The sequence below is a fragment of the Methylophilus aquaticus genome, from assembly GCF_030769565.1.
GTDB classification, from domain to species: Bacteria; Pseudomonadota; Gammaproteobacteria; order Burkholderiales; family Methylophilaceae; genus Methylophilus; species Methylophilus aquaticus.
This window is the reverse complement of the sequence record NZ_JAVCAP010000012.1, coordinates 54,671-67,669: the sequence shown is the minus strand read 5'-3', so window position 1 is coordinate 67,669 and position 12,999 is coordinate 54,671. Positions and strand designations below refer to the sequence as shown.

Sequence of the window (12,999 nt, the reverse complement as noted above, 5' to 3'; positions counted from 1 at the left end):
GCGTCATATCAGTAGACACTATGAAACCAATGTGGAAACCAAAGTAATCAGGTTGCGGCCGGTCATTTCTGCCGGTTGTTGTAATCCCATGAGGTGTAACATGGTCGGCGCAATATCTGACAGCGCCCCGTCATTCTGTATTTGCCCTGGTCGGCCAATGTAGATAAATGGCACAAGATTGGTCGTATGTTGTGTGTGCGCCTGCGCACTGTCATGATCAAACATGCTCTCGGCATTGCCATGATCTGCCGTGATGAGCACTTCTGCACCAGCTGTTTGCGCAGCCGCGACGACACGGCCCACGCAGGTGTCCAGCGTTTCAACGGCCTTGATCGCCGCCTGCAAATTACCGGTATGGCCTACCATGTCGCCGTTCGCGTAGTTACAAATGATGGCCTGATATTGCTGTGATGCAATCGCCTCCACCAGTTTGTCGGTGACTTCCGCCGCACTCATTTCCGGTTGCAGGTCATAGGTGGTGACCTTGGGTGAAGGAATCAGGATGCGGTCTTCTCCGGCAAATACTTTTTCTTCGCCGCCATTAAAGAAAAACGTCACATGCGGGTATTTTTCAGTTTCGGCAATGCGCAGCTGTTTATGGCCGAGTCTGGATAAATACTCGCCCAGGGTGTTGGGCACGGTAAACGGCGCAAATACCGGTTCTGCCAATACCTGATTCTGGTCATATTGGGTGAGTGTAAAGTAATGGCTGAACTGCGGTACGCGGCTGCGCTCAAAACCACTGAACTGCGGGTTGAGCAGTGCGTCGGTCAACTGGCGGGCACGGTCACTGCGAAAGTTCATAAACACCAGACAGTCGCCGTCTTCAATGCGCACAGGGTCTGCGTCTGCGGTACGAATGGCGGTGCATTTTACAAACTCGTCACTTTCATCTCGCGCATAGGCTTGCTGCAAGGCGCTCAGACTGTCTGCTGCAACAAAATCGGCGGTTCCGTTGACAACCAGTTCATACGCCGGTGCCACGCGCTCCCAGCGCTTGTCGCGGTCCATGCCATAAAAACGGCCGCTGACAGAGGCTACTTGTCCTGTGCCCAGCTGGCGGAGATGGCCTTCCAGTTTTTCCAGATAAGGTTGCGCGCTTTTTGGGGGAGTATCCCGACCATCAAGAAACGCGTGCACGTATACTTTGCTTAAGCCCTGTTGTTGTGCCATGTCCAGCATCGCATGAATATGTGGCTGGTAGCTGTGAACGCCGCCGTCAGAAAGCAGGCCCAGAATATGCAGCGCTTTGTCTTGGGCTTTTAGCACCTGAAGGGCATTGACCAGCGCAGGCAGTTTGAAGAACTCACCAGTAGCAATGCTGTTATTAATCCGCTCAAAGTCTTGAAAAACAATGCGTCCAGCCCCAATATTCAAGTGACCGACTTCAGAGTTGCCCATTTGGCCATCTGGCAGGCCGACATAGTGCTCGGAGGCGTTAATCAGTCCATGCGGGAACCGGGCCTTCAGGCCGTCCAGAATCGGTGTGTTGGCTTGCATCACAGCATTGAACTCACGCTGGTCACTGTGGCCAAAGCCATCCAGAATCAGCAAAATGACAGGTTTGATTGACATATCGAACACTTTTAAATGGTGGTGACAGAACGTCGGATTGATGAATGTGTACTATTATAATGCCAAGTGCGGATTGCGCCTACCGGCGGCCTTGATTGGCCGTGTGCGGAGTTTGGATGCAGTCTGTTTTAGAAACGGTTTATTTGCGGAAGATCAAGTGGATTTTTTAAAACAAAATATATTATTAATTGGCTTGGCGCTCGGCTCCGGCATCACACTGTTATGGCCGATGTTGGCGCGTGCTGGCGCAGGTAGTGTGCTGATCTCGGTGACCGAGGCGGTGATGTTGATGAGTCGCAATCAACCGCTGATTCTCGATGTCCGTGAGCCAGACGAATTTGCACAAGGGCATTTGCAAGGCGCTCGCAATATCCCGCTGGCACAACTCAATGCCAGGCTTGGCGAGTTGCAGAAATTTCGTGATAAGCCGGTGCTCGTGGTATGTCAAAGCGGGTCACGCGCCAAGGCGGCATGCACTCTGCTCAAGGCTGAACACTTTACTGCCTTGCATCAGTTGCAGGGAGGTATTCAGGCCTGGGTTTCGGCAAACATGCCTTTGATTAAATGATTTCGGAAAGAGCAGAAATGGCTAAAGTTGTGATGTATACCTCGGCAGTCTGCCCCTACTGCATGAATGCAGAGCGCTTGCTGCGCAACAAAGGGGTGACCGAGATTGAAAAAATTCGCGTGGATTTGCAACCGCAGTTGCGTGAAGAAATGATGTCCAAAACTGGTCGTCGTACTGTGCCGCAGATTTATATCGGTGAGCAGCATGTCGGCGGTTTTGACGATTTGCATGCACTGGATGTGCAAGGTGCACTGGAAGCGTTGCTGGCAGCGCCCTGAGCCTGTCGTCATCAAAAACACGTAGTCAGCCTAGCCGCGAGCAGTTAGAATAGCGGCTTTGTCTATTCACAATTTAAAAGGATAATTCATGGCTCAGGAACCACAAAATCAGGCCGACCAAAACGCGGGTCCGGTATTTAGCATCGAAAAACTTTACGTGCGTGATGCTTCCATCGAAGTGCCTAATGCCCCTGCCATTTTCACTGAACGTACGACTCCCCAAATTAACGTTGAGCTGGGTAACGCGGTACAAAAGGTACAAGAAGACATTTTTGACATCACAATCAAAGTGACGGTCACGGCCAAAATCGAAGACAAAGTGGCCTTTCTGGTAGAAGTCACCCAGGCTGGTATTTTTGCTATTCGCAATGTACCTGCAGAAAACCTGGAGCCCATTTTAGCGGTGGCTTGTCCGAACATTCTGTTTCCATATGCGCGTGAAGCGATTTCCGATATGGTGACCCGTGCCGGCTTCATGCCAGTATTGTTGAATCCAATCAACTTTGAAGCGCTTTACCTGCAACAGCAGCAACAGGCTGCACAAGCCGCAGGCGCACCTAACTAAGTAGCTAGCTTTCTGAATGGACTGGCTGAAATGAGCAAGGTCGCTGTTTTAGGCGCGGGTGCCTGGGGTACTGCGCTGGCCATGCATATTGCGTTGCAACACGAGGTGACCTTGTGGGCGCGCAATAGTGGTCATGTCTCCGGCATGCGCAAAGCACGTGCCAATCCGCTTTATTTGGGGGATTTCCCTTTTCCCGAAAAACTGACGGTTGAAGAGGATCTGGCGACAGCGGTTGCCGGTAGTGATCTGATTCTATCGGTCGTCCCCACGGCTGGTTTTCGTCCCATTTTGCAACAGCTTAAAACATTGGGCATTCGCCAGCCGCTCATCTGGGCCAACAAAGGCCTAGAGCCACAAACCGCCAAGCTGCCGTTTGAGGTGGCGCAGGAAGAACTGGGCAGCGATTACCCCTGGGGGGTGTTGAGTGGCCCCAGCTTTGCTGCCGAGCTCGTGCGTGGATTGCCGACAGCGATTACGTTGGCGGCCAATCATGCCGAACTGGCACAACAGGCTGCGCAGCTGGTACACGGCGGCTGTCTGCGCGTGTATGACAGCACAGATGTGATTGGTGCCTCAGTGGGCGGTGCTGTAAAAAACGTGATGGCCATTGCAGCCGGTATTTCTGACGGCATGGGCTTTGGCAATAATGCCCGTGCCGCCATGATTACGCGGGGTCTGGCTGAAATTACCCGTTTTGGCATGGCACTGGGTGCCAAGGCTGAAACGTTTATGGGCCTGGCCGGTGCGGGTGATTTAATCCTGACGTGTACCGGCCAATATTCCAGAAACCGTGAAGTGGGGCTGCAACTGGCCTCTGGCAAGTCGCTCGAAAGCATCTTGGCCGGTCTGGGGCATGTGGCAGAAGGCGTGAATACTGCGCGTGAGGTGATGCGTCGTGCTGAAACCATCGGTGTGGAAATGCCGATTACCTATGAAGTGAATCAACTCCTGACCAACCAAAAAACTGCGCAGGACGCGGTCGGCGCATTGCTTGGCCGCGGTCAGCGCCAAGAATCTGTTTAAAACTCTCCAAACTAAAAGCTGATTATCTACGCTGCTGGCGCTTTGTTTTACGTCAGCTATTTTTATTGTGTGGATTGCTGCGTTAATGCACAGCGTTCAGGAACTCTGTCCTTCACTTGCAGTCATCAATACAATTGTAATAAATGGATGAGCCAGTTGAAGCGTTTCAATGATCGATTAATTTGTGCGAGCATGATGATCAGCCTCGTCGTGGGCCTGCTCTCTACCCTCTACTATCTAAAAGCCGAGGCCGTTGCCTGGCACCTCTGGCATCAAATACATGTACAAAAACATGCGGGCCTGCAGCTCTCGTCTTACCAAGTTGTGATAGAAGGCAAACGTCTGGGCAACTACAAAAATGCCTCAGACCTGACTTACAACAGCGCCACAGGAACGCTCTTCACCGTGCTTAATGACATGAATATAATTGTGGAGCTCACTCCGCAAGGTGAGCCGTTGCGTGAAATCATGGTGAACGGTGCAGATGACCTCGAAGGGATTACCCATGTCGAGGGCGAGTATTTCGTGCTTGCTGACGAGCGGGACAGTCGTCTGGCGTTGATAAAAATAGCCGCAGATACTCATACAGTGGCTATAGATGAAACAAAGCTGCTGCGACTGGGTGTCAATGATCGCGGCAACAAAAATTTTGAAGGCGTCTCATGGGATAGCGCACAGAATCGGCTGATTGTGGTCAAAGAGCGTGACCCGAAGTATGTATTGTCCGTGTCTGGCTTTTATCATCCTGATAGCTCGCAACCTCACATTCTTGAAGTCGAGCGGCTGAAGCAATATGACCATGCCCTGAACTGGGCACTGCGAGACTTGTCCTCGGTGACCTATCATGCGCAAAGCGGGCATTTGTTTCTGCTCAGTGATGAGTCCAAGCTGCTCAAGCAATTTGACGCATCCGGCCGAACCATGGGTTCTTTGGCCTTATGGAAAAACTTTCATGGCTTGCACAAAAGCGTCCCGCAAGCAGAAGGGGTGACCATTGGTGAGGATGGCACGGTGTACATTCTCAGTGAGCCCAACCTTTTTTACGTATTTAAGCCAGGCAAGCCACATGAGAATAGTGATCCGCGGATTTGATGCAGCACTGCGTTGATTGAAAAGAGTTAACCAGCCCGATACAAAGCAACAAACCCGCCTTAGCGGGTTTTGTTGCGGGTTTTTCAATGTAACCCTCGCATGGTGAGTTACACAATCGCTAGCAGTTCTACTTCAAAGATCAGTGTGGCATCCGGGCCAATGGCCGGGCCACTGCCGTTGGCGCCATAAGCCAGATTTGATGGAATTGCCAATTCAAACTTACTACCCACGTTCATCAACTGCAGACCTTCCACCCAGCCAGCAATTACACCCGTCACCGGAAAAACAATCGGTTCGCCACGGTCATACGAACTGTCAAATACTGTACCATCAATCAGCGTGCCTCTATAATGCACTTGCACGCGGTCACTGGTCGTCGGTTTTGCGCCATTGCCAGTGACCAGTGATTTGTATTGCAGACCACTCGCAGTCGTCGTCACCCCTTCTTTTTTAGCATTGTCTGCCAGATAAGCCGCGCCTTCTGCTTTGTTTTTATCCGATTGCTGGGCTTGTGCGGCTTGCTGCTGTTTTTGACTCTCGTATTGCACCTGCTCAACCGTGCTTCTTTTTTCATCATCTGTCAGGCGTGAAGGCTTGCCCCCCATGACGTCATCAATGGCCAAAGATAAGGCGGCGGTGTCCAAGCTGAGCCCATCATTTTTGAGTTGATGCGCCATGTTTTCGCCAACGATATAGCTCAAACGCTGGATTAAAGAGTCTAGTTGAATGGTCATTGAGTGATTTCTTTCGTAATTTGAATTTAACAATGCAGTGTAAATACGCCTGATGGCAACGGCATAACTCGACATTATGTCGGATAATTAAGAGATTAACAAAACTTGCTGTTATTGTTTCCAATGTTCATGTATGGAAAAGGAGCGACAATCATATGCCCAAGCAAACCAATGAAATAATGCCCCACTGTTGCTAACAAGTAAGAAGAGCGTGCGTTTTGGGAGAGCAAAGAAAGCGTGGATTATGTGGATTGGACAAAGGTAAAAAATGTTCGCCTTCCCAACTTAAAATCCACCACCAAGGCTATTTCTATCAGGCTAGCTGTAGATATGATAGAAAAGCTATAAGGGGCAGCGAATAAAAAGATGTGCCTTATCAATCTTTAGTTAAAGTGGATTGTTGAAAAGTTAGCGTAGCTTGCACGTACTTCATGTGGCGCCGCGCGAAAACGTCACTTTGCGCACAAGTAAGTACAGACTACGCTAGCTGTATAGCAGTCGGCTACACGGGTTAACTGATTGTTTTTAATGAATTATATATGGTTTTTAAATGCGAGCAACAGTATTGCTACCTGACGAATACAATAAGTATTCACCACGATAACCTAAAAGACTTAGTAAGTACTCTCTGCATAGGTCATGAATTTCGTCGTGAAGCTTGACTGCGGCATCATGACTCAGCTCTGTAAGCCCAGAGTGGATTATTTCATTTCGTACAATTATTACCTGATCTAATTCTTTACTTATACCAACTTCATCAAACATCATTTTCAGAAGCTCTTCGAATGAGTACGTATCTTTGCCTTTACTTGGTCTAGGCTCTTTTCTAAAAAAGCCAGATCTGAAAGGAATGTTTTTTGTATGGGCATAAGTACTTTTCAAGTTCTCTAGCAGCATAAAAATCAATCCTAATTTTGCTTCTGTCGGTAGATTACTGGTTTCAATCAAAAGTAAATAATGAATTGCAACATTAAGCTTTCTTGAGTTTTCAAGAGCTTTGTAATTATGGAAGGTGTGTTCAATAAATGACTTAACAGTCTCGCCATCCCTAATTTCGATTGTTGGCCTAAAAAATTCAAGCGTACCGCTTGTAGTCCATCTGCGACCTGTATTCAGGTTTGCAGGATAGGCGTAACTATAAAAAGTAACATTTGATAAGGTGGCAAAAGATAAAAGCCAGCATAGCGCGTGAACATCCGACTCAACTCCTACCAAATCATTCTCGCTGACGTCTTTTATAGTTAACTCGCTACTTGCGAAAAATTTACCCTTTAACTCATTGAAATTGCCCTTGGCAATTTCTGGATGTTGTTTGAGTGAAAAAATACGGCCACTAATTTCAAAATCAATGGTGTCACGAAGATTCGTGCTACCACATTTTGTAAAGTCTAAACCTGCTACTGTGCAGTTTGATATAAATGCTCGAAAGTCAGACATCAGCAGATTACCTGTTAGTCAAAGTGCGTTAAGTATATCGCAACAAAAAAACCTCGCCGAAGCGAGGTTTTATTTGGAAACGCTGGTTAGTGCGTTAAGCGTGATAGTGATACAAGGCAGTTATCCGCAGACAGTACAATAAGTACGGCAAGGATAAGCAACGCAGCATCACTGAACTGCTTAAATGCAAAATTACATCATGCCGCCCATGCCGCCCATGCCGCCCATATCACCGCCCATGGCCGGTGCATCTTCTTTCGGAAGTTCAGCGACCATGCAGTCGGTGGTCAGCATCAAGCCAGCCACTGAAGCTGCATTTTGCAATGCAGAACGTGTGACTTTGGTTGGATCCAGCACGCCCATTTCAACCATGTCGCCATAGGTTTCGTTTGCGGCGTTGTAGCCGTAATTGCCTTTGCCAGCTGCTACGTTGTTCACCACTACGGATGGCTCAACGCCAGCGTTTTGGGTGATCTGGCGCAGAGGCTCTTCAACTGCGCGCAGCACGATTTTGATACCGGCTTCTTGATCCAGGTTGTCACCTTTCACTTTGGCAATCGCGTCACGGGCACGAATCAGTGCAACACCGCCACCAGCCACAATGCCTTCTTCCACCGCAGCACGTGTGGCGTGCAATGCATCTTCCACGCGGGCTTTTTTCTCTTTCATTTCGATTTCAGTCGTTGCGCCCACCTTGATCACCGCAACACCGCCAGCCAGTTTGGCCACGCGCTCTTGCAGTTTTTCACGGTCGTAGTCGCTAGAAGCTTCTTCGATTTGCGTTTTGATTTGAGTGATGCGTGCTTTGATCGCTTCTTCGTTGCCAGCGCCATCAATGATGATGGTGTTTTCTTTGCCCACTTCGATGCGTTTGGCTTGACCCAGATCGTGCAGTTGCACGTTTTCCAGTTTCAGGCCGACTTCTTCAGCAATCACAGTGCCGCCAGTCAAAACAGCAATGTCTTCCAGCATGGCTTTACGACGGTCACCAAACCCAGGTGCTTTCACAGCAGTGGTTTTCAGAATGCCGCGGATATTGTTGACTACCAGTGTTGCTAACGCTTCGCCATCGACATCTTCAGCAATAATCAGCAATGGACGACCCGCTTTGGCCACTTGCTCTAAAGTTGGCAACAAGTCACGGATGTTGGAGATTTTTTTGTCGTGCAACAACACGAAAGGATTGTCCAGCAATGCGATTTGACGCTCTGGATTGTTGATGAAGTAAGGAGACAGATAACCGCGGTCAAACTGCATGCCTTCCACCACGTCCAGCTCGTTGCTCAGGCCGGAACCATCTTCTACAGTGATCACGCCCTCTTTACCCACTTTGTCCATCGCATCGGCAATGATCTGGCCAACGGAAGTGTCAGAGTTGGCAGAAATAGAGCCTACCTGAGCGATTTCCTTGCTGGTTGTACAAGGTTTGGATTGTGCTGCCAGGTCTGCCACAGCCGCTTCAACGGCTTTGTCGATGCCGCGTTTCAGATCCATCGGGTTCATGCCAGCAGCAACAGACTTCATGCCTTCGCGAATAATCGCTTGTGCCAACACTGTCGCAGTCGTTGTACCGTCACCCGCGATATCATTGGTTTTGGAAGCCACTTCCTTCACCATTTGCGCGCCCATGTTTTCGAATTTGTCTTTCAATTCGATTTCTTTGGCCACAGACACACCATCTTTAGTGATCGTTGGCGCGCCGAATGAACGCTCCAGCACCACATTACGGCCTTTAGGGCCCAAGGTTACGCGTACTGCGTTAGCCAATACGTTTACGCCATTTACCATTTTTTGGCGAACGTCATCACCAAATCTTACGTCTTTAGCTGCCATTTAAATTCTCCTAAATTTCAAATTAGCCTGGAATTGATTGCGAGTAAATTACTCAACAATCGCCATAATGTCTTCTTCGCGCATGACCAACAGCTCTTCACCGTTGACTTTTACTGTCTGACCGGAGTATTTGCCGAACAACACTTTGTCGCCGACTTTCACATCCAGCGCAATGGCTTTGCCATTGTCGTCTTTTTTACCATTACCTACGGCTTGCACTACACCTTGATCTGGTTTTTCTGTAGCGCTGTCTGGAATCACAATGCCAGAAGCTGTTGTGCGCTCTTCAGCTGCGCGTTTAACAATCACTCGATCATGCAATGGACGAATATTCATTAGTTTCTCCTTGGAGTTTTCCTAAATTATTGTTTGGAAAAGAATATTAAAAAGTTAATGCAATTTGGTATTACGGCACGCATTTTAGCACTCACGCACCTTGATTGCTAATTTGGGGTGATTATTTTTGATTTCAAGAGCAAAGACGCAAAATTTTTGTCGTCTTGGATCTTAAGTTAAATTACAGACGACATTTTGTATGTGATACTCCAGCACTTTGAGTCTGGGTAAATGATTCACTGCGAGAAGCAGTTGTGCCTTTCAGCGAGTTTTATATTTTCAAGATGAGAGGGCTTCGAGGTTTGACAGGATTTTGTCCTTGAAACTTTCAATGGGCATCGGTTTGAAATAGTAATAACCCTGCACCAAAGCACAGGATGTGCTACGTAAGAAAAGCAATTGATCGGCCGTTTCAATGCCTTCGGCAACCACATCAAAATGCAGAATTTCGGCCAGTTTGATGATCGCCCTTACCAGTTCAGTATTGTCCAGATGTAGCGGGATATCACTCATAAAGGTGCGATCAATTTTGATTTGGCTGATTGGATATCTGGTCAGGTAGCTGAGGGAGGAATATCCCGTGCCAAAGTCATCCAGAGAGATGCTGATGCCATAAGAGGCAATCTGGAAAAGACGCCTTAATACGGACTCGCTGTTGTCTAACAGTGCCGACTCTGTGATTTCCAGTTTAATCCAGTTGGGCATACAGGCATATTTGTTGAGCTTGTCACACACAGAATCCACAAAAGTTTCCATCATGATTTGATGTGATGAAATATTAATCGACAGAGGAATGGCCTCGGTCCGGTGTTGATTAATGTCAACCGCCATGGCAATGGCATGTTCCAGTACCCAGTCTCCGATGTGTAGAATTTGACCATTTTTCTCCGCAATCGGAATAAATTTATCCGGAGAGATAAATCCCTTTAATGGATGCTTCCAGCGTAAAAGCACTTCGGCGGCCACCACTTTTTCAGTATGTATATCTACTTGCGGTTGCAGATAGAGTTCGAGTTGATCATCATCAATGGCATGGGAGAGGTCGGTTTCAGTTTCAATATGTTCCTGGATTTCTTTGATATATGCGGCCTCAAAGAAGGCATATTGATTCGGCGCTTTCTCGGCTTTAGCTGCTGCAGTATTGGCATATTTAATCAATAACCTAAAGTCACTGGTATCTTCCGGGTATTTCACCACCCCCATAAATACTTTGATCTTGATTTTACGAATACCCACATCGTAAGGTTCCTGTACACGCTGGAGCAGCGCCTCAATCTCGTGTGTGCGTTCATCGCTGATCAGCCGGTACGCATTCACGATTAAAAAACTGCTATTCGACACTCTTGAAAATAAAACTGCCTGTGGCTGGATGGTTTTTACGCGTTCGACAAATAGCCTTAACAGCCGTTTGGTATCTTGCGGCCCCAGGTATTCTGACAGGTTATCAAAGCCATGAATTTTCAGCATCATGCCAGTCGCGTCATTATTCTTGTTGAGCGATGGCAATATTTGCAAGGTGCCTAGTCGGTTTGGGAGTGTGGTTTCCTTATCCATCAGGAACACTCTTTTTAAGCTTGAAAGCAGGCTGTCTGGAGACGCCGTTTGAAAGTTAACATATCTGCCATCGAGTAATGTATTCACAATATAAAAAATCTCCCGTGGCTCCACACCCAGCAGATGGATGATTTTTCGATAGGTTTTTAGCCCGGCAAAGACGAGCAGCGCACTTAACATCAGCATGGAAAAGAGATAGATACCAACAATGGTCAGTTCCGTATGTTCAAGATCATTGAAGATGGAGGCTGTTTTTTGAGCATTTAGCTGTTGTGCTGTGTGCAGGGCGCGTTGCACATCGTGCACGGCTTCATAAAAAGGCATCAGATTCAGCGGCGCCTTGCTGTGCTGAGCGAGAGATGAAGCAATCAGTGGTTTGAGCGCAATGCTCAGATGTTGATAGGCTTCAGTCAGCAAGATTATTTTTGCATGCCTCTCTGGATCCGCGGCTTGTTGTATTGCGAGCTGGTTTAACGCATCCCCAATATTCTTCTCTTTAATCGTAATCTCTGTGACAAGTCGCTGGCTGGTTTCGATGTTGCTGGATGATGCGTATTCTTTGACGTCATTCATCAAAGATAAAAGCGTGGTGTTGAATTCGTTAAGTGCATTGACATCGGGTTGCAGCTCTTTAGTGATCATGCGATCTGCAAAATGGGTTTGATGAGTCATCCAGAGCAAAGCGCCAGTCACCAACAACGTGCATACAACCACCATCAGCAAGAATTGCGAGAAATGGCTTTTGATGTAATTGATGTGATGCCTTGTGTTCATGATGAAAAAACCCTTTTTATGCAGCGCCTTACTTCAATAGGTTTAACGGCATTAAATCAATAAGCTGAAGTGTTAATCATTGTGTAAATAAGGCATCTACGCAGGCTCTTTTCGTGGAATTGAGAGTTGCAACGTTGGTTTAAGATGCATTTCAGTGAGTCGGAGTTTTACTGCAAATACTCAAAAGGATACGAAATGCATTACCAATATGAGTCAACCGCTGATACGGAGTACATGATGGATGAGAATGACGCAAATTTGCATCAGTTATGTGAGTCCGTATTGCCGTTATGGGCTGGTCAGGTTGAAGCCGCCAAGACGCTGACCAATACCTCCATCGAGGGCTTGAGTGCAAAATTTGCCAGTCTTTCCCAAAGCATTCGCCATGTAACCAGTCAGGGTCAAAACCAAAGTACAGAGCAATTAATCAGCCTGTTGCAGGATAGCCAGCAACAACTTACCACAGTCATTGATTTATTAAAGAACAGCATTGAAGAAAAAAAAGCTTTGCTGAAGGCCATTACCGAGCTATCAGCCAATGCAAAAACGCTGGGCAATATGGCGGATACCGTAAGCCGGATTTCAAAAGAAACTGGCATGGTTGCGGTGAATGCCGCGATTGAGGCAGCACGGGTAGGTGAACGCGGCAGAGGGTTTGCCGTGGTGGCCGATGCGGTTAAAAGACTTTCTTCCGATGCAGGCAGAACGGGCGATCACATCTCGGAAACGGTGCTTGGCGTTTCTCAGGCCATTAAAACCGTAACCGACATTTCAAAAGAATTCGAAAAGAAAGATGCGCAGACGCTGAAAGATGCGGAACAGGTTGTCAACACCGTGGTTGAAAAGTTTGGCTCAGCCGCCAATGCGGTGGTCAATACCAGCCAGCAAATGTTGACCGAGAGTACGCACGTGGCAAATGAAATTGATCAGGTATTGTACGCGCTGCAATTCCAGGACCGTGTCAGTCAGATGCTGACGCATGTCCATCAGGACATCTCAAAACTCAGTACGAAGATGCATGAAGAGGATGGCCTGGGTGATGTCGATGAGTGGCTGGATTCACTCAAATCGAGCTACACCATGCGTGAGCAAACCCATATACACGAGCAGAAAACCATGCGGCACAGTCAGCCTCGTTCCAATACAAGCAAACCCCAAGCAGAAACTGCACCGTCCAGTGACGATGGAGAAATTACATTTTTTTAATTGAAATTAAAAAGCGTTTTAAGG

At 47.8% G+C, this 12,999-nt stretch carries 13 protein-coding genes and 1 pseudogene; 8 read left to right on the top strand and 6 right to left on the bottom strand.

The window, feature by feature from the left end; translation table 11 throughout:
* Nucleotides 1-18: 18 nt before the first annotated feature.
* On the bottom strand, nucleotides 19-1,575 hold the full coding sequence (gene gpmI / locus Q9291_RS05805; RefSeq protein WP_306389081.1) for a 2,3-bisphosphoglycerate-independent phosphoglycerate mutase: 1,557 nt from the start codon (nucleotides 1,573-1,575) through the stop codon (nucleotides 19-21).
* 40 nt (nucleotides 1,576-1,615) lie between these two features.
* Here gpmI and Q9291_RS05800 point away from each other — a divergent pair, with 40 nt between their 5' ends.
* The 5 genes from Q9291_RS05800 (at nucleotide 1,616) to Q9291_RS05780 (ending at nucleotide 5,101) form a co-directional block, all read left to right on the top strand.
* Nucleotides 1,616-2,143 (top strand): rhodanese-like domain-containing protein, encoded by a 528-nt coding sequence (locus Q9291_RS05800; protein ID WP_306389080.1) that lies wholly within the window; start codon nucleotides 1,616-1,618, stop codon nucleotides 2,141-2,143.
* Between the two features lie 17 nt (nucleotides 2,144-2,160).
* The gene (gene grxC / locus Q9291_RS05795) at nucleotides 2,161-2,421 is read left to right on the top strand and encodes a glutaredoxin 3 (protein WP_306389079.1); all 261 of its coding nucleotides are present in this window, start codon (nucleotides 2,161-2,163) and stop codon (nucleotides 2,419-2,421) included.
* A gap of 88 nt (nucleotides 2,422-2,509) precedes the next feature.
* The gene (gene secB / locus Q9291_RS05790) at nucleotides 2,510-2,986 is read left to right on the top strand and encodes a protein-export chaperone SecB (protein WP_306389078.1); all 477 of its coding nucleotides are present in this window, start codon (nucleotides 2,510-2,512) and stop codon (nucleotides 2,984-2,986) included.
* Between the two features lie 30 nt (nucleotides 2,987-3,016).
* Nucleotides 3,017-4,009, top strand: coding sequence for an NAD(P)H-dependent glycerol-3-phosphate dehydrogenase (locus tag Q9291_RS05785; RefSeq protein ID WP_306389077.1), 993 nt, complete (start codon nucleotides 3,017-3,019; stop codon nucleotides 4,007-4,009).
* Between the two features lie 192 nt (nucleotides 4,010-4,201).
* Nucleotides 4,202-5,101: an SdiA-regulated domain-containing protein gene (locus tag Q9291_RS05780; protein WP_306389076.1), complete on the top strand. Its 900-nt coding sequence runs from the start codon at nucleotides 4,202-4,204 to the stop codon at nucleotides 5,099-5,101.
* A 107-nt stretch (nucleotides 5,102-5,208) separates the two neighbouring features.
* Here Q9291_RS05780 and bamJ read toward each other — a convergent pair whose 3' ends face one another.
* A complete protein-coding gene (gene bamJ, locus Q9291_RS05775) occupies nucleotides 5,209-5,835 on the bottom strand; it encodes a BamJ family beta-barrel-assembly machinery protein (protein ID WP_306389075.1) in 627 nt (208 codons plus the stop codon).
* A gap of 216 nt (nucleotides 5,836-6,051) precedes the next feature.
* Here bamJ and Q9291_RS14155 point away from each other — a divergent pair.
* Nucleotides 6,052-6,183, top strand: a pseudogene (locus Q9291_RS14155) (CopG family antitoxin); the annotation flags it as partial.
* A 198-nt stretch (nucleotides 6,184-6,381) separates the two neighbouring features.
* Here the strand turns inward: Q9291_RS14155 and Q9291_RS05770 are convergent.
* From Q9291_RS05770 to Q9291_RS05755, 4 genes are all read right to left on the bottom strand, one after another.
* Nucleotides 6,382-7,272: a hypothetical protein gene (locus Q9291_RS05770; protein ID WP_306389074.1), complete on the bottom strand. Its 891-nt coding sequence runs from the start codon at nucleotides 7,270-7,272 to the stop codon at nucleotides 6,382-6,384.
* 192 nt (nucleotides 7,273-7,464) lie between these two features.
* Nucleotides 7,465-9,105, bottom strand: coding sequence for a chaperonin GroEL (gene groL / locus Q9291_RS05765; RefSeq protein ID WP_306389073.1), 1,641 nt, complete (start codon nucleotides 9,103-9,105; stop codon nucleotides 7,465-7,467).
* Nucleotides 9,106-9,153: 48 nt separating this feature from the next.
* The gene (locus Q9291_RS05760; RefSeq protein WP_194748562.1) at nucleotides 9,154-9,441 is read right to left on the bottom strand and encodes a co-chaperone GroES; all 288 of its coding nucleotides are present in this window, start codon (nucleotides 9,439-9,441) and stop codon (nucleotides 9,154-9,156) included.
* Nucleotides 9,442-9,720: 279 nt separating this feature from the next.
* The gene (locus Q9291_RS05755) at nucleotides 9,721-11,637 is read right to left on the bottom strand and encodes a bifunctional diguanylate cyclase/phosphodiesterase (protein WP_306389072.1); all 1,917 of its coding nucleotides are present in this window, start codon (nucleotides 11,635-11,637) and stop codon (nucleotides 9,721-9,723) included.
* 21 nt (nucleotides 11,638-11,658) lie between these two features.
* On the opposite strand from Q9291_RS05755, the gene Q9291_RS05750 reads away from it, so the two are divergent.
* Both Q9291_RS05750 and Q9291_RS05745 read left to right on the top strand, forming a co-directional pair.
* Nucleotides 11,659-11,832, top strand: coding sequence for a hypothetical protein (locus Q9291_RS05750; RefSeq protein WP_306389071.1), 174 nt, complete (start codon nucleotides 11,659-11,661; stop codon nucleotides 11,830-11,832).
* Nucleotides 11,833-11,964: 132 nt separating this feature from the next.
* Nucleotides 11,965-12,975, top strand: coding sequence for a methyl-accepting chemotaxis protein (locus tag Q9291_RS05745; protein ID WP_306389070.1), 1,011 nt, complete (start codon nucleotides 11,965-11,967; stop codon nucleotides 12,973-12,975).
* The last annotated feature ends 24 nt before the right edge of the window (nucleotides 12,976-12,999 follow it).

Coding starts and splice junctions, on each gene's coding strand:
- gpmI (WP_306389081.1), bottom strand. CDS start 1,575: ATGTCAATCAAACCTGTCATTTTGCTGATTCTGGATGGCTTTGGCCAC.
- Q9291_RS05800 (WP_306389080.1), top strand. CDS start 1,616: ATGAATGTGTACTATTATAATGCCAAGTGCGGATTGCGCCTACCGGCG.
- grxC (WP_306389079.1), top strand. CDS start 2,161: ATGGCTAAAGTTGTGATGTATACCTCGGCAGTCTGCCCCTACTGCATG.
- secB (WP_306389078.1), top strand. CDS start 2,510: ATGGCTCAGGAACCACAAAATCAGGCCGACCAAAACGCGGGTCCGGTA.
- Q9291_RS05785 (WP_306389077.1), top strand. CDS start 3,017: ATGAGCAAGGTCGCTGTTTTAGGCGCGGGTGCCTGGGGTACTGCGCTG.
- Q9291_RS05780 (WP_306389076.1), top strand. CDS start 4,202: ATGATGATCAGCCTCGTCGTGGGCCTGCTCTCTACCCTCTACTATCTA.
- bamJ (WP_306389075.1), bottom strand. CDS start 5,835: ATGACCATTCAACTAGACTCTTTAATCCAGCGTTTGAGCTATATCGTT.
- Q9291_RS05770 (WP_306389074.1), bottom strand. CDS start 7,272: ATGTCTGACTTTCGAGCATTTATATCAAACTGCACAGTAGCAGGTTTA.
- groL (WP_306389073.1), bottom strand. CDS start 9,105: ATGGCAGCTAAAGACGTAAGATTTGGTGATGACGTTCGCCAAAAAATG.
- Q9291_RS05760 (WP_194748562.1), bottom strand. CDS start 9,441: ATGAATATTCGTCCATTGCATGATCGAGTGATTGTTAAACGCGCAGCT.
- Q9291_RS05755 (WP_306389072.1), bottom strand. CDS start 11,637: ATGATCACTAAAGAGCTGCAACCCGATGTCAATGCACTTAACGAATTC.
- Q9291_RS05750 (WP_306389071.1), top strand. CDS start 11,659: ATGAGTCATCCAGAGCAAAGCGCCAGTCACCAACAACGTGCATACAAC.
- Q9291_RS05745 (WP_306389070.1), top strand. CDS start 11,965: ATGCATTACCAATATGAGTCAACCGCTGATACGGAGTACATGATGGAT.